20 protein-coding genes and 1 riboswitch are annotated in these 15,261 nt (G+C 43.9%); of the genes, 16 read left to right on the plus strand and 4 right to left on the minus strand.

All coding sequences use genetic code 11. The features are described 5' to 3' along the window. Positions 1-233: 233 nt before the first annotated feature. The 12 genes from HWX64_RS13290 to HWX64_RS13345 all read left to right on the plus strand — a co-directional run bounded on the left by HWX64_RS13290 (position 234) and on the right by HWX64_RS13345 (position 10,895). Positions 234-416, plus strand: coding sequence for a hypothetical protein (locus HWX64_RS13290; RefSeq protein WP_175990033.1), 183 nt, complete (start codon positions 234-236; stop codon positions 414-416). 14 nt (positions 417-430) lie between these two features. Further along, a complete protein-coding gene (locus HWX64_RS13295; protein ID WP_175990034.1) occupies positions 431-733 on the plus strand; it encodes a DUF4212 domain-containing protein in 303 nt (100 codons plus the stop codon). Positions 734-916: 183 nt separating this feature from the next. Beyond that, positions 917-2,584, plus strand: a complete 1,668-nt coding sequence (locus HWX64_RS13300; RefSeq protein ID WP_175990035.1) for a sodium:solute symporter family protein — start codon at positions 917-919, stop codon at positions 2,582-2,584. After that, the gene (locus tag HWX64_RS13305) at positions 2,562-4,460 is read left to right on the plus strand and encodes a DUF294 nucleotidyltransferase-like domain-containing protein (RefSeq protein WP_175990036.1); all 1,899 of its coding nucleotides are present in this window, start codon (positions 2,562-2,564) and stop codon (positions 4,458-4,460) included. Before HWX64_RS13300 ends, HWX64_RS13305 begins: the two co-directional genes overlap by 23 nt. A 37-nt stretch (positions 4,461-4,497) precedes the next feature. Then, entirely contained in the window at positions 4,498-5,127 is a 630-nt protein-coding gene (locus HWX64_RS13310; RefSeq protein WP_175990726.1) for a PolC-type DNA polymerase III, read from the plus strand. Between the two features lie 493 nt (positions 5,128-5,620). Next, positions 5,621-5,881, plus strand: a complete 261-nt coding sequence (gene spoIIID, locus HWX64_RS13315) for a sporulation transcriptional regulator SpoIIID (RefSeq protein WP_032086905.1) — start codon at positions 5,621-5,623, stop codon at positions 5,879-5,881. Positions 5,882-6,421: 540 nt separating this feature from the next. After that, entirely contained in the window at positions 6,422-7,441 is a 1,020-nt protein-coding gene (locus tag HWX64_RS13320) for a rod shape-determining protein (protein WP_175990037.1), read from the plus strand. Positions 7,442-7,535: 94 nt separating this feature from the next. Continuing rightward, complete coding sequence (locus HWX64_RS13325) at positions 7,536-8,375, plus strand: flagellar hook-basal body protein (RefSeq protein WP_175990038.1); 840 nt, start codon at positions 7,536-7,538, stop codon at positions 8,373-8,375. 57 nt (positions 8,376-8,432) lie between these two features. Next, entirely contained in the window at positions 8,433-9,275 is an 843-nt protein-coding gene (locus HWX64_RS13330; RefSeq protein WP_175990039.1) for a flagellar hook-basal body protein, read from the plus strand. A 15-nt stretch (positions 9,276-9,290) separates the two neighbouring features. Further along, positions 9,291-9,566, plus strand: a complete 276-nt coding sequence (locus HWX64_RS13335) for a DNA-directed RNA polymerase subunit beta (RefSeq protein ID WP_175990040.1) — start codon at positions 9,291-9,293, stop codon at positions 9,564-9,566. Positions 9,567-9,689: 123 nt separating this feature from the next. Beyond that, positions 9,690-10,124, plus strand: a complete 435-nt coding sequence (gene fabZ, locus HWX64_RS13340; RefSeq protein WP_175990041.1) for a 3-hydroxyacyl-ACP dehydratase FabZ — start codon at positions 9,690-9,692, stop codon at positions 10,122-10,124. 459 nt (positions 10,125-10,583) lie between these two features. Then, positions 10,584-10,895: a hypothetical protein gene (locus HWX64_RS13345; protein ID WP_175990042.1), complete on the plus strand. Its 312-nt coding sequence runs from the start codon at positions 10,584-10,586 to the stop codon at positions 10,893-10,895. A gap of 34 nt (positions 10,896-10,929) precedes the next feature. On the opposite strand, the gene HWX64_RS13350 is transcribed toward HWX64_RS13345, so the two are convergent. Then, positions 10,930-11,520, minus strand: a complete 591-nt coding sequence (locus HWX64_RS13350; protein WP_175990043.1) for a class D sortase — start codon at positions 11,518-11,520, stop codon at positions 10,930-10,932. Beyond that, positions 11,510-11,872: a helix-turn-helix domain-containing protein gene (locus HWX64_RS13355; protein WP_254871150.1), complete on the minus strand. Its 363-nt coding sequence runs from the start codon at positions 11,870-11,872 to the stop codon at positions 11,510-11,512. Before HWX64_RS13355 ends, HWX64_RS13350 begins: the two co-directional genes overlap by 11 nt. Before the next feature lie 218 nt (positions 11,873-12,090). Between HWX64_RS13355 and HWX64_RS13360 the strand changes: the two genes are divergently transcribed. Both HWX64_RS13360 and HWX64_RS13365 read left to right on the plus strand, forming a co-directional pair. Continuing rightward, positions 12,091-12,759: a TasA family protein gene (locus HWX64_RS13360; protein ID WP_175990044.1), complete on the plus strand. Its 669-nt coding sequence runs from the start codon at positions 12,091-12,093 to the stop codon at positions 12,757-12,759. A 392-nt stretch (positions 12,760-13,151) separates the two neighbouring features. Continuing rightward, a riboswitch (cyclic di-GMP riboswitch) is annotated at positions 13,152-13,280 on the plus strand. Between the two features lie 34 nt (positions 13,281-13,314). Further along, entirely contained in the window at positions 13,315-13,449 is a 135-nt protein-coding gene (locus HWX64_RS13365; RefSeq protein ID WP_254871190.1) for an anti-repressor SinI family protein, read from the plus strand. Between the two features lie 29 nt (positions 13,450-13,478). On the opposite strand, the gene HWX64_RS13370 is transcribed toward HWX64_RS13365, so the two are convergent. Beyond that, positions 13,479-13,799, minus strand: coding sequence for a helix-turn-helix domain-containing protein (locus tag HWX64_RS13370; RefSeq protein ID WP_175990045.1), 321 nt, complete (start codon positions 13,797-13,799; stop codon positions 13,479-13,481). Positions 13,800-13,891: 92 nt separating this feature from the next. Next, positions 13,892-14,332: a YwpF-like family protein gene (locus HWX64_RS13375; RefSeq protein ID WP_175990046.1), complete on the minus strand. Its 441-nt coding sequence runs from the start codon at positions 14,330-14,332 to the stop codon at positions 13,892-13,894. Between the two features lie 262 nt (positions 14,333-14,594). On the opposite strand from HWX64_RS13375, the gene HWX64_RS13380 reads away from it, so the two are divergent. After that, positions 14,595-14,969 carry a single-stranded DNA-binding protein gene (locus tag HWX64_RS13380; protein WP_175990047.1) on the plus strand — a complete coding sequence of 125 codons (375 nt, stop codon included), beginning with the start codon at positions 14,595-14,597 and terminating at the stop codon, positions 14,967-14,969. Positions 14,970-14,987: 18 nt separating this feature from the next. Further along, a complete protein-coding gene (locus tag HWX64_RS13385; protein WP_175990048.1) occupies positions 14,988-15,161 on the plus strand; it encodes a hypothetical protein in 174 nt (57 codons plus the stop codon). The last annotated feature ends 100 nt before the right edge of the window (positions 15,162-15,261 follow it).

The raw sequence follows: 15,261 nt of genomic DNA on the forward strand, positions 1-15,261 counted from the left end.
ACATGTCAATATTATGTCAGAAGAATAGTTTGATTGATTACCTAACACAACAACGTACAAATAGTAAGAAAATTCTTATATTTATAAAATAGATAGAGGTGAGTCAGGTAGCCATTGTCGGAATTTCTTTATTGAAAAAGCTTTTCCACATAAATGATAATGAGGTCACGAATAAAATTTCAGAAAATTTAATATTTATTTATGGCAGCGTTTACATAATGGGAGGTGAAAGATTGCTTTATTTCATCGTGTTACTCCTGATCACAGGAGCCAGCATCGTCTTTGCAATAAAGAAAAAGAAGGCCGTTTTTTTAGTTCTTCCGTTCTTATCCATGTTTGTTTATTTTATTGTTCAGATCGCACTTGTCCCAATGCCGTTTTTTGAAACAGTGAAGTTCATATTCAGTCTTAGATAAAAAGGGGGATATTTATGAAGAAAATTGACCGTGCACAAGCGGATCAGTATTTCAAAGAGAAAAATCGTTTTATGGCCTTATACCTTGTCATCTGGTTCATCAGTTCCTTTGTGATGGTGTTCTTCGCTGAAAGTCTATCATCGTTTTCGATCAACGGGTTTCCGTTCCACTATTTCATGGGGGCTCAAGGGTCGATTCTGATCTTTATTATCCTGCTTTATGTGAATGCGATTGTCTCTGACCGCATCGACCGGAAATATGGAATCGATGAAAGCAAGAATGAGCAAGTAAGTTATGGGAAGACGCTTGATCATTAAGTTGAATGAGAACTTTATAGTATCTTTTTTAAAAATAGTCTCTGTTTAACGATTGTTGATAATGGAAGCATGAAAGACCTGCCGATTCGTACACTGAAGCGGCCTGCTTCGTGATTGCCTTATATAAAAACAAGAAACAGAGCAAATAAGAATCACCAGCAGACAAAAGGGGGAAATCGGTTAATGGATGTACAGTTTATCGTGTCTACGGCTATTATTCTTGCAACATTTGCATTATATATCGGGATAGCAGTTTATAACAAAGCGAAAGCGACATCGGATTTCTACGTTGCCGGCCGCGGTGTACCGCCGGTATTCAACGGAATGGCCATCGGAGCCGACTGGATGAGTGCAGCGTCATTCATCGGGCTTGCCGGGACGGTCATGATCCTTGGTTATGATGGACTTGCCTACATAATGGGGTGGACAGGCGGTTACTTATTGCTGACCTTCCTGCTTGCGCCACAGCTTCGTAAATACGGGCGATATACGGTTCCAGAGTTTATCGGGGATCGGTATAACAGCCACACGGCCCGTGTCATTGCCGCTATTTGTACAATCATCATCAGTTTCACCTACTCGATCGGACAGCTGTCAGGGTCCGGGGTTGTTATCGGGCGTCTATTTGAAATCGACGCCAAGGTCGGGACGCTCATCGGGGTCGTGCTGATTGCCTTTTATTCTGCATTCGGCGGTATGAAGGGGATCACGTGGACACAGGTTGCTCAGTATATTGTTCTGATCATTGCTTATTTGATTCCGATCATTTTCATGTCCCTGCAGATCACGGGGAATCCTGCTCCATGGATTTCATATGGTGAACTCGTCGGAAAGATCGGGGAGCTTGACCGGGAACTCGGAGTTTCAGAGTATTTTGCACCGTTCACAAACGGGACGAAGTGGCAGTTCCTCGCATTGATGTTTACACTGATGGCCGGGACGGCGGGTCTTCCGCACGTCATCGTCCGCTTCTATACGGTCTCCACGATGAAAGCGGCTCGCTGGTCAGGGGCCTGGGCGCTTCTATTCATCGGATTACTTTATCTATCGGCACCTGCTTACGCAGCGTTCTCACGCTTCATCCTGATGACGAAGGTTGCGGGCAGTAAGATCAGTGAACTGCCGGCATGGACGGCTTCCTGGGTGGATACAGGAAAGCTCCAGGTAGCGGATACGAATGCTGACGGCGTTCTGCAATGGAAAGAAATCGTCATTTCGAATGATATCGTCGTTATGGCAACCCCTGAAATCGCCAATCTTGGGGTATTTGTCATCGGACTTGTTGCAGCGGGTGCGATGGCAGCGGCATTATCGACTGCCGGCGGGTTGATGATCGCGATTTCGTCTTCATTCGCCCATGATATTTATTACCGCGTATTCAGACCGAATGCGACGGAGAAGAATCGTCTCGCTGTAGCACGCTGGACGATCGTACTTGCAACACTTGCTGCCGGGCTGGTCGCGTTGAATCCTCCGGGTGTTATCACCCAGATCGTTGCATGGGCCTTTGCACTCGCGTCAGGAACCTTCTTCCCGGCTCTCATCCTTGGGGTCTGGTGGAAACGTTCCAACGCACAAGGGGTCATTGCAGGACTCTTGGTCGGCCTTGGCGTGACGCTCACATATATTTTCATGGCAAGGGCAGGAGTCAACGTATTCGGCATCATTGATACAGGAGCAGGTGTATTCGGAGCCACAGCCGGATTCCTAGCGAATATCATCGTATCGCTGATGACGAAGGCGCCGGCTCAGAAGCTTCAGGATGAAGTGACGGATCTTCGTTATCCTGAGCAAATGACATTCAAAAACGGGGATATTTGGGTGGACGATGATGTCAACTTCAAATCCTGATCATGCATTTCAAGAAGCTGTACTGCTTCATCCCTTCTTCAAGGGGATGGAGCATAGTACAGCTCTTTCCCTTTTTTCAAGTTGTAAAAAAGTGACCGCAGGAAAGGACCAGGCGCTTCTGAAAAGCTATGAAAGTCGCATCGGCCTCTACCTTGTCGTCAAAGGGGAAGTAGAGGTCATCGTCCCCGGTGAGATGGACGGAAAGGAAGAAGTGCTGGAATTCATATCTGAGGGAGGAATCGTCGGACTGTCCTCCCTCTACTCTTTTATGGAAAAAGAAGAAGTGGGAGAAGGTGTCTATGCATCCGTTGAAGTCAAAGCAAAAGAGGACAGTCTGCTTTGCCTCGTCCCTTACAGCGGATTGAAAGGATACTGGGAAGATCCGCACCTGAAGCGTTTTTTATTGAATGAAACGTCCAAGCGGCTCCAGGATATCTATTACTCTCTATCGAAGCAGGTCGGTGCATCCTATGGCCTTCAGGAACGCTCCACCATTTTAAAAAGAGTGCAAGATATCATGATTGATAATGTGATGACAGTAAACAGCGGCGCAACACTGCAGGAAGCGGCTCGTATCATGGGTACATATCGGGTAAGTTCGGTTGTGGTGCTTGATCAAGAAAGGATTGCCGGCATCCTTACCGAACGGGATATCGTCTCCCGATACATGGCAGGGAACATCCCCCTCACCAAAGGGGTGGAGGAAGGGATGACAGCCGATCCTGTCGTAATAGGGCAGGATTCGTATCTATACGAAGCACTGGCTGCGATGCTGGACCATTCGATCAAGCATCTTCCGGTAACAGAAAAGGACAAGCTCGTGGGGATCGTCACCCTTTACGATGTGATGAAGGCGAATCACACCGGCGCATTGACGAGTACACATAAGCTGGAAGATTCATTGTTCCCTCCAGATAAAATAAAGGCCACCATCGAGTCGGTATTCCATCATTTATGGAAAGCCCATGCCCCTGTCTTTCATGTATTGGACTTTATGTCAGGACTCCTGGACCGCTTGTATCGAAGAGTGCTGAAAGAATCTGAAGACGAGCTGAATGAAGAGGGGATGACCAAGCCATGCAGCTTTGCTTTTTATGTAATGGGTTCAGCGGGAAGAAAAGAGCAGTTCATGCTGACCGACCAGGATCATTTCCTTGTTTATGAAAAGGAAGGAAAGCAGTCGGAGGAATATTTCAGGCTGTTTTCAGATAAAGTGGTGAAGAAGCTAGAGGAAGCCGGTTTAAGGCGTTGTGACGGCAATATGATGGCCTCTGAGCCCGAATGGAGGGGTAGTCTGGATAAGTGGCAGGAAAGGGTGAGACGCTGGTCTGTGCGCTCTTCTGAAGAAACCCTGTTAAAGGCTCAAAATTTCTTTTCATTCCGCTTCATGGAAGGGGATGGGGATCTTCATGAGGATTTCACCAGTGCCCTTCACCATCAATTGAAAAACTCGAAAATCCTGCTGGCAAGGATGGCCGGGGTCGAAAAGACAAAGCCTGTACCCGTCCTTCATTCATCGATCAGGTCCCTGCTTGGGATGCAGCGAAAGGAATTTTCAATGAAAAAAGAAATCCTCTTCCCTTTTCATCATGCGCTGCAAATCTTGAATCTAGCCCATGGAAACCTGGCAGGCTCCACGTTGGAGAAAATTGCTTTCCTCGTGGAAAAAGGATCGATTTCCCCGGGGTTTGGCGATGACTTAACAGAAGCATTTGAAGAAGTGATGAAACTCTACATGGAACTGAAGAGAAATAAGCAGGTGGATACCGTGCAGCTATCCACCCTTTCAACGAGGGAAAAAGAAAATCTCTACCACAGTGTAAAAACAATCAGGGAATTCCAGAACATGATGCTCGCGCATTATTCATTAGCATAGAAGGGAAGTGACTCCATTCATTTTTTCTAAAAAGAAAATGACGTGTCCCTTGGAATATGATTCGATACCCATGAACAGGGCCATCGAAGAAATCACCTTCATCGTCTTCGACACAGAAACAACCGGCTTCCGTGTCAACGCAGGAGACCAGCTGCTCGAAATCGGGGCAGTCAGAGTGGAGGGATATAACGTAAAAGACAAAATGACATTTCAATCATTTTCTAATCCAAATCGACTTATTTCTCAGGAAATATCCGATTTGACGGGGATCGGGTCGAATGATGTCGAAGGAGCCCCTTCAGCTCAAGAGGCGATACGCGATTTCTTTGATTTCCTGAGTGAAAATAAAGCGGACTGCTTGGTTGGACATTATGTAAGTTTTGATGAACTGGTTCTGAAGAGTGAATTGAAGAGAACAGGCTCGCACCTGCAAATCGACCCGAGCATTGATACGCTTAACCTCATCGGCTACCTTGCGCCTTCCTATGACATGCGTGACCTGGAGCGATATGCTCAGCTATTCGGCACGCGGATGTACCCGCGGCATCGTGCTGTCAACGATGCACTGACGACGGCTTATTTGTTTGTGGAGCTGCTGGAGCTATTGCGTGATCGGAAGGTCGATACGTGGGGCGAGCTGCTGCGGGTGAGCAGGGGGCGGGGGTGAAGAGGGTCAATGAGAAGGTAGATTGGTCTGGGCCCTGAGCCACGAAGAGATTTTTTGTACCAGGTACAAAACGTAATCGGTGTACCTGGTACAATTTGTTCCCGATGTACCAGGTACAGGGTATCCTCCCGGGTTCAGAGATGGGACGATAACGCCGATCGTTACCTCACTAAAGGGTGAAAGCCGGCGTATGCCTGATTTATTTTCAGAAAATTCCCCCAAAACCTTGTCCTTATTGTCTTTTTTGTGCATATATGGGGACCTCGGCTAATAAAATGAAACAAACCTATCAAAATAGAGAGTGTTTGAGGTGAGGAATCGTTTCAACCTACTATTTCACCAAGCCGGGGAATTTGTTCATACGTTGTAAGATCAGGAAGCCGCTGCTTTAAATAAAGCTTTCTGCCGCTGATTGCGGTCTATACTATTTCATTGATGATATAGCGAGTCTCATTTCACACTTCTCACATCCAATTTAGGGAGGTCGAGTGGTGTGCACGATTACATCAAAGAGAGAACAATCAAGATTGGCAAGTATATCGTGGAGACGAAGAAAACTGTTCGTGTCATTGCGAAGGAGTTTGGCGTGTCCAAAAGTACTGTTCATAAGGATCTGACAGAACGCCTGCCGGAAATTAATCCAGAACTCGCAAACGAAGTGAAAACGATACTTGATTATCATAAATCAATTCGTCATCTACGAGGTGGAGAAGCCACAAAGCAAAAGTACAAAAAAGAAGAGCTCCACAGCTGATCAAAATACGCCAAGCTACGCATTGATGCGCTTGGTGTATTTTTAATTTGCAGGAGGAAAATCATATAGATCGGTGCCAGGCACAAACGGGCTGTTTTGTGCCTGGCACCGATCTATATGTAAAAGTGTTATTTGACCGAGCGCTCAGTCAACAATTTAAGTTGGGGTGGATTAGTGTATTTACCCTTTACCAGCATAGACTCCTGTGGGAATAGCGCGTTAGGTAAGACCCCGCAGGAGCGCAGCGACGAGGAGGCTTACCAACCGCCCACGGAAAGCGAAGTCTCGCACGGAAATCAACTGCGGCATACAGCTGCCACCCATTTTAACCTACCTGTAACAAAAAACATCCAATCAACATACTTCTTCAAATAAATAACAATTTTAATACATTTTTTTGACAAAGAATACGTCCTTTCGACACATTTGTGGTAAAATAATATATTGGGTGCAAGTTTTACCTTATCGTAAAAACGTAATTACATACTGACAATTAACTGACATATAAATGACTGGAATTGAAGAAGGGAGTAACACGAAATGTTTGCGAAAGATATCGGTATTGACCTTGGGACGGCGAATGTCCTGATCCATGTTAAAGGAAAAGGGATCGTTTTAAATGAGCCATCAGTTGTGGCTCTTGATAAGAATACAAATAAAGTATTGGCGGTCGGTGAAGAAGCACGCCGCATGGTGGGGCGTACGCCTGGAAACATCGTCGCCATCCGTCCCTTGAAGGATGGGGTCATTGCAGACTTTGACGTAACGGAAGCCATGCTGAAGCACTTCATCAATAAATTGAATGTAAAGGGTTTCTTATCGAAGCCTAGAATCCTGATCTGCTGCCCGACAAACATTACAAGCGTCGAGCAGAAAGCGATCAGGGAAGCTGCCGAGAAGAGCGGCGGAAAGAAAATTTATCTTGAAGAAGAGCCTAAAGTGGCCGCAATCGGTGCAGGGATGGACATTTTCAATCCTACAGGGAATATGGTTGTCGATATCGGCGGTGGAACGACGGATGTTGCCGTTCTTTCAATGGGTGATATCGTGACGGCGCAGTCCATCAAGATGGCAGGGGATAAGTTTGATTATGAAATCCTCAACTATATCAAAAAAGAGTACAAGCTTCTGATCGGTGAACGCACGGCAGAAGATATCAAAGTAAATATCGGGACGGTATTCTCCAGCAAGCGCGAAGAGGGAGAAGAGTTCATGAATGAGATGAGCATCCGCGGACGGGACATGGTATCCGGACTACCTCGTACGATTACCGTTACGTCCAAGGAAATTGAAGGAGCTCTTAAAGAATCTGTTGCTGTTATTGTACAAGCAGCTAAAAATGTCCTTGAGAAGACTCCGCCTGAGCTTTCAGCGGATATCATTGACAGAGGTGTCATCATCACGGGCGGAGGTGCTCTGTTGCACGGTATGGATCAGCTTCTTGCAGAAGAATTGAAGGTGCCAGTCTTCAAAGCTGAAAATCCGATGGACTGTGTGGCAGTCGGCACAGGAATGATGCTTGAGAACATCGATAGAATTTCACGCAGAAAAATCGGCTGATAGGAACTTTTTGGAACTGAAGCGAATGCGGTAAAAGTCGGTCCAAAACATCCGATAACAAGATGGAAGAGTGAAAACGTAAAGAGGTGGACATATGTTTCGTGGTTTTTATACTGTGGCAACTGGTATGCTTGCCCAGCAGAGAAAAACAGAGATGCTGACCAATAATATGGCGAATGCCAATACTCCAGGCTACAAGGCTGACCAGGCGTCGATGCGTGCTTTTCCGGAAATGCTGTTGGAGCGTTTGGACTCGGCTGGAGTCCCGACGGAAAAGGGGCTGTCGATTCCTTTTAACCAGAAGGTAGGCAAGTTGAATACGGGTGTCTATATGCAGGAGACGACCCCGAACTTTTTGCAGGGGGATATTCAGGAAACAGGCAGAAACGCTGATATTGCCCTCATTAATGGGACGATGCCTATCGATGAAGAGTCGGGCACTCAAGGGTCGGTTTTTTTGACGGTGGAAAGCGCGGATGGTCCCCGTTACACGAGGAACGGGAATCTGACTGTGAACGGAAACGGATTTTTAACTACTAACAGCGGCTTTCATGTTTTGGATGAGAATGGTGAACGGATCCAGCTGGAATCAGATGAATTCAAGATGTCCGATAATGGGGAAATCCTTGTTGAAGATAGGGTTGTTGGACGCTTGGGCATTGGTTTTTCAGAAAATCCGAACAGAATGATCAAGCAGGGAGACGGCTTGTTTGCTTCAGAAAACAATGGTCCCCTTCAGAATGCCTATGATACAGAAGGCGTCATTTTTTCGACAAAGCAAGGGTTCCTTGAACGTTCTAACGTAGACGCTTCCCGTACGATGACAGACATGATGACCGCTTACCGGGCATTCGAGGCGAACCAGAAAGTGCTTCAAGCCTATGATCGCAGCATGGAAAAGGCAGCAAATGAAATCGGGCGGGTAAACGGATAGTCATCCTTTTGAAATAGAAAATTCACGTGAAATACCTTATAATAAAGGGGAATTGACATGAACCGGACAATGATCACCGCGACGAATTCGCTGGGGCAATTGCAGAAACAAATGGATATGATCGGTCATAATCTGTCGAATGCTGAAACGAACGGGTACAAACGGCGTGAAGCGTCTTTCTCTGAGATGATGGTGCAAAACGTCAGGAATCAGGAGAGAACAGATATCGAAACAGGCAGGCTTACACCGCTGGGGATCCGTTCAGGAGTTGGTGCGAAGCTGGGGCAGGCTCAGCTTATCCTGTCACAGGGGTCTCTCAGATCGTCGGGACGCTCGCTGGACTTTGCATTGACAAATGAAAGACAGTACTTCAAAGTGCTGGCCCAGGACGGTGAAACGAATGCCGTGCGCTATACAAGAGACGGTGCCTTCTTCGTCAGTCCGATGGGGAACGGTGAATCGATGCTGGTGAATGCAGCCGGCCACCCTGTTCTGGATGAGAACGATAATTACATAACGTTTTCAGAGGAAGCAACACAGTTTGATTTGAATGATAATGGTGTCCTTGCAATTTCCGGCCCAAACGGAGTACTGGGTCAGGTGAATTTAGGAATAGTTTCCATTGAAAAACCTCAGTTTCTCAGTCAATATGGAAGTAACTTAGTAGGTCTTCCCGAGAATATGGACCAGCTGGATGTCGGGACTGACGAAGTACTGACCAATATGACCGGCGGTGCAAGAACGGATATTTCAATGGTGCAAAATTCCCTTGAAGCCTCAAACGTCGATATCGGAAAAGAAATGACAGATATGCTGAATGTTCAACGATCCTATCAGTTCCAGGCGCGTTCGATCTCGCTTGCCGATCAGATGATGGGTCTCGTTAATGGTATACGCTAAAAGGAGTCTTAAGCTATGAGTGAAAAAGAACTGGTACAAGAAGCGAAAACAAGAGAAACGGTAAAAGCCGAGAAAAAGGATAAGCAAAAGGAAGAAGCAAAACCGAAACGCTGGGTACGCGTGCGGATGCTTCCCATCTGGCTGCGGATCCTTCTCGTCGTCGTCCTTCTTGCTGCCAGTCTGGCTATTGGGGCGATGGTTGGATACGGCGTCATCGGTGACGGCAACCCAACTGACGTATTCAAAAAAGAAACTTGGCAGCATATCGTGGATATAGTGATGAAAAAATAATTTTTGAAGGCCCGTCCCGCATTGCTTTAACGCACTGCAGGACGGGCTTTGTGAGCTATTCCATTCTCCATGCTATTTATGTACAATGGAGGAAGGTTAGATATTACAGGAGGTACATAATACATGCTTGATATTAATGAAATCAAAGACATCATCCCGCATCGCTATCCGTTTTTGCTGGTCGACCGCATTCTAGAGGTTGAGGAAGGCAAGAAAGCGGTCGGTATCAAAAATGTAACTGCGAATGAAGAGTTCTTTAACGGCCATTTCCCTGATTACCCTGTCATGCCTGGCGTTCTGATTGTCGAGGCACTTGCACAGGTCGGTGCTGTGGCGATGCTTAAAAAAGAAGAAAATCGCGGCCGCTTGGCATTCTTTACCGGAATCGATAAATGCCGCTTCAAGCGTCAGGTAAAGCCTGGCGATCAGCTGAAGCTTGAGGTTGAAATGATCCGCTTCAAAGGGGCAATCGGTAAAGGGAAAGGCGTTGCAACGGTTGATGGAGAAGTAGCGTGTGAATTGGAAATGATGTTTGCTCTTGGTGAAAAGGAAGAATAAAGTATTGGGAACCGGTCCTGAGGTGATTTTAGAATCACTTAGGGATCGTTTTTTTTTTGCTTTTTAAAAATAGGTATGTGAATTTAATCTATGACGATACCTTGAATTATTGATGTAGTTAATAATTGTTTTTCATTTTATCCGGTTCCAGCGTTTGATTGGAGTGGAAGACGCAGACTCCTGCGGGAGAAGCGTGTTAGGTGAGACCCCACAGGAGCGCAGCGACGAGGAGGCTCACCAACCGCCCGCGGAAAGCGAAGTCTTGCACGGAAATCAAAAGCGGCATTCAAAGGAATATTAACCGAGGTTAAAAAGAGCACTTTTATAGAGCGATAAAAGTTTAAAAAGTTTCCAAATACCATGCAAGTAAATCAAATTTCAGGGAAAGCTAACCACGAAAGACCACAAATGGCGGTCTTACAACAAATATTCCAAACGTGTAGAAAGGAGTCATACATCATGAACAAAAAGTTAGTATCGATCCTTAGCGGGTCAGCACTTGCAGCAATGCTTCTTGTTGGATGTAACGCAAACGACCAGGAGCCTCCTCCGGAAGATAACGGTGTTGAAGAGAATGGTGACGTTGACGAAAATGGCGACATGAATGACGGCATGGACGAAAACGATGGCATGAACGACAACACGGAGCCTGAATCACAAGATAAAAACGCTCCAAACGACAAAGATGCAGAGAAAGATCCAAACACGCCTGAAGAAGATGCGATGGAAGATGACATCGATATGCAGGATGCGGATAATAAGGACGAGTAAGAAAAATAGCGTAGAGGCTCTGGGGCTTCTACGCTTAATCTATTCTCCTGGCATTGATTATGTATCTTTCTTCGGTGCTTGAAAGATATTCGAAGGGATAGCAGGTGGAGAGGGTCAGGATCTCATTAGGTGATGTAGACTCCAGTACAGACAAATCTGTTTCGTTAACCACAAACATTTCAAATACCACATAACGGTGATGCCCCGTGCTTAATTGAATCTCCAGAAGATCACCTTTTTCTATTTCCCCCATGCTTTTAAAAACGGTATCTCTGTGTCCAGCCAGGAAAATTCGATCTCCTTGTCCCGGCAACTTGGTATCTGAGTAATGACCGACCCCTTTTTCCAGCTCTTCTTCTTGTGTACCTTCAATAACTGGCAGTTTCTTTTTTAATTTGGGAATTGATAGGATACCCACTACCTCACCTTCAGAAAATGAATAAGAGACAGCAGCCGCTTTTTTCGGATATTTATTTTCAGCTGCCTTTACGATTTCATGTGCATCTTCCAAGGCTCTTTTTTCTTTCATCTCTTGCCCTGCTAAATGATATCCTGAATACCCTAGTAAGGATCCACCGCCAATTAATAGAGTTACACTCATTGCTTTTAAAAAATTAATCTTCAATGGCGTTTCTCCTTTTAAATTGGATAAATTGAATATACTCTAGAAACTCATGCTTAGTCAGTCCTTCTTCAATAGCTTTTGTTACCAATTGAAGCCACTCTTCATCGACTGAAATATCATCTGATTTAAACTTGAGTAACTGGGTAAGTGAAATGTTCAAAGTGTCCGCTAACTTTTGAAGGACCTGGATGCTGGGGTTTTTTTGCAGACCCCTTTCAATTGAGCTTATATAAGATTTAGAAATACCCGCTAATTGGGACAATTCATTAATTGTCAGCCCTCTCTCATCCCTATAATGTTTTAAAATGTCACCTACCAAAATGCTCAGTCCTTTCACTTCTTTATTTTTCATTATATAGAACAAAGTGCCTTTTATAAAAAACAAAATACTGAGTAAACGAAAGGGAATTCCATATATAGAACGAAAACACTTTGTTTTATTGGAGATTTAAAGTAATTTAAAGCTTTATTACATAAATTTCTTTATATATACTGATTTATATAGTTCACTAAAAAGAACAAAAGAAGCCGAGAGGAGCTTCTGAGTTTCTATCCCAAAGGAGACTTTCTATGGAAAAACGATTTAAAACAGTATGCATTCTTTTCCTAGCTTTCTTTATCTTTTCTCCTAAATTGATTCTAGCCGTAGAGAATAACCAAAATGAACAAAAAGAGATAGATATATCCATCAGTCCATCTCCCATTCTTTTTCACCTTACCAATGTGAAACCTGGAGATGAAATGTCGAGAGAGGTAACAATCCATAATAAAGGAAAACAGGATTTCAGCTATCTATTTTCTAATCAATTTTTAAAGGGATCAGAGAAGTTTTACAATGAATTATTTATTGAAGTGAGTGATAAGAAGAATATCTTAGTAAAGGGAAAGTTAAAAGATTTTAAAGAATTGGACGCCCGGGAACTTGAGAGCAATTCCTCTGAAATTCTGTATTTTAAAGTAGAAATACCATATGAACTCGGAAACGAATTTCAGGGGTTATCGACGGAATTTCAATTTAATTTTTTTGTAGAAGGGCCAATGGGGGCTGCACTTCCGGTCGATGGAAATGGTGTTTTACCATATACAGGAACAATTTATTATAAGATTTTAGTAGCGGGGATAGCACTATTGATAACAGGTATGAGCTTATATCTTTATACCAAAAGTAAGAAGAACGTAATGGCAGCATCAAACTTTAAGCTAGCAGAAAACCACCTTCGGGAAAGGAATGAGGTATAGTATGTATAGAAAAATCTGCACCCGATGTACGCGACCATCATTTAGCAGCACCGAATATGGTCAATGGATCTGTCCATCCTGCGGAAATGACTTAACTGATCATCCTTTTTACGACTCCAAAACCTTCCAGAATATTAATGAAAAAGTCCTTCCCTTAAAGAAGAAATTAGAAGCTTACCACATTAACATAAGGTGTAATAATTCGCAGTAATTCGACACAAGTTTCTTCGTTTCTTTTATCAATTAGCCTATTTTTAGTAAAATGATTAATCGTTTGTCAAAAAATAACAGTAAATGTAGGAAAAAAGTGTAAAAATAATTGTCAGAAAAGACAAAAAACAACAAAATTGAAGGTTGTTCATTAGTATAATGGGTATAGTTCTAAGGAGCTAGTCAGACAAAGGCAAACCTGCTGAAAAGCAGGGACGCAAAGTCACAGATCTAAGGTAAGAAGATGTGGAAAAAAGGTAATATACATAACTAATTGCACATTGGACGGCTAAGATGGCTGGATTGCCTGAAATACATATATGTATTTTGGGAGGAATGGTATTGATGAAGCGTGAACTTGATGTTGAATGGGTTGAACTAGTTAAACAGGCATTGGATGCAGGGATTTCAAAGAATGAAATTAGAGAGTATTTACAAAATCATAGTAAAAAAGCAGCTGAAGAATATAAAGTGGTTTAACGTAAAAAGTCTTGCAGAACCTGCAAGACTTATTTGTTGCCCAATTTCCATTTATTAAATTCAATAAACTCACGGAATTGTTCTTTCGTTATTCCAGAATCCATCGCTTCCTCTGCAATCTTGATCCATTCACGGTCAACTGCTGTGTTTTCGGATTCATCATGCAATAACGCGTCCATCGAGATTCCCAAAGCGGCAGAGACTTTTTCTAAAAACTGAATGGATGGGTTTTGTTGAATGTTGCGCTCGATGGAGCTCAGATATGACTTAGCAACCCCAGCTTTTTCAGCCAGCTCTGTCATAGACATTCTTTTTTCCTGTCTATACTTTTTCACTCTTTCCCCGATCATCGCGGACACCTGCCTATAAAATCGTTTCGATAATGTAATTATATCAAACCGTCAACGGGTACTCTACAAGAAGTTTACATATTCACGTAAAATTAGACGCTCGGTTTTGATGTTGCGGGGATACGCGGCTTGGATACCATCTTCTCGCGGAATTCTTTCATCAGTTCCTCACCGGAATATCCTCTTTGAAGCAAGTCGTCCAATAAAAGCTCGGCATATTCGTTCCGCTGCTTCTTTAATTTTCCTTCAAATAAAATACTCATGCGGCCGTTCATTTTCTTGATGCAGCGTATGGATGTCATGAAAGCGGCAGGATCATTTGCTTTGTGGGAAATGACGACCTGTATTTCCAAGTCGCTTTTTTTCTGCTGGGCCTTTTGGAAAAACTCAATGTGATCTTGGGGCATATATGTTTCGACAAGCCACGTCCTCTTCTCATCCTCTTTATTGATGATCAAACCGTCCTCAATTTCAAAATCCTGGAGTTCATCATTATCAACTACCTGCAGTGAAATCACTTTAAAGGTTTTCATGAACGAACATCTCCTATAAATAGGTATTGTTAAAAAAATTATATCACAGCGTGAAAAGAATCCCTAATATCAAATTGTGTTAAAAAAGTCTGATTTCCGATATTTGGCCTTATTTTGCGACGAAAATCGAAAATCTCCCTAGACGAATTTACCGAATCTAAGGCTGTTTTGGTTTTGAATTTCGGAAATTAACGATTTTACAAGCTTGAAAGAAGGGGTGTAAGATGAAATCATTCCAAAGAGAAAGGAGTGAAGAACGAAGGTGATTAATCAAGTAACCCTTGTAGGACGGCTGACCAAGGATCCCGAAACGAGGAAGACGATGGAAGGCAGGTCGGTCCTCAATGTAACCGTGGCCGTCAACCGCCAGTTTAAAAACCAGCAGGGGCAGGTGGAGACGGATTTCGTCATGTGCAAGATATGGAACAAGGCCGCCGATAACACGGAGAAATACTGCCGCAAAGGTTCGGTTGTCGGCATCACTGGCCGTATTCAAACCCGGAATTATGAAAATGATCAAGGTAAGCGGATCTATGTCACGGAAGTGGTGGCGGATTCGATACGGTTCATGGATTCAAAGCCGCAGCCTGACAGACATCAGGAGCCGGAGAAAGAACCGGTAGAATTACCATTTTAAAAGAAGGGAAGGGCACATATGGCAACCCTGCAAACCCTGGAACAACGAATCGATCGATTGGAAAAACTGAATGAAGACCTGATCAAAAAAGTAGCGCGTGCGAACGTCGAGAATTTCTATCTTGCACAACGTGTAACCGCACTCGAGCAAGGGTATGAATATCCGAGTGCCGTCCTGCAGACCACATCATAAGGAACTCTTCGCAAATGTCTCCAACTTAGATCTCTTCAAACGTAATTTCTATTCGTAAATAATTTCTGTCCAACCTATATGTTTTGTCTCAAATTCAATT

It is taken from the genome of Bacillus sp. Marseille-Q1617 (assembly GCF_903645295.1).
In the GTDB taxonomy this organism is placed as follows: Bacteria; Bacillota; Bacilli; order Bacillales; family Bacillaceae_B; genus Rossellomorea.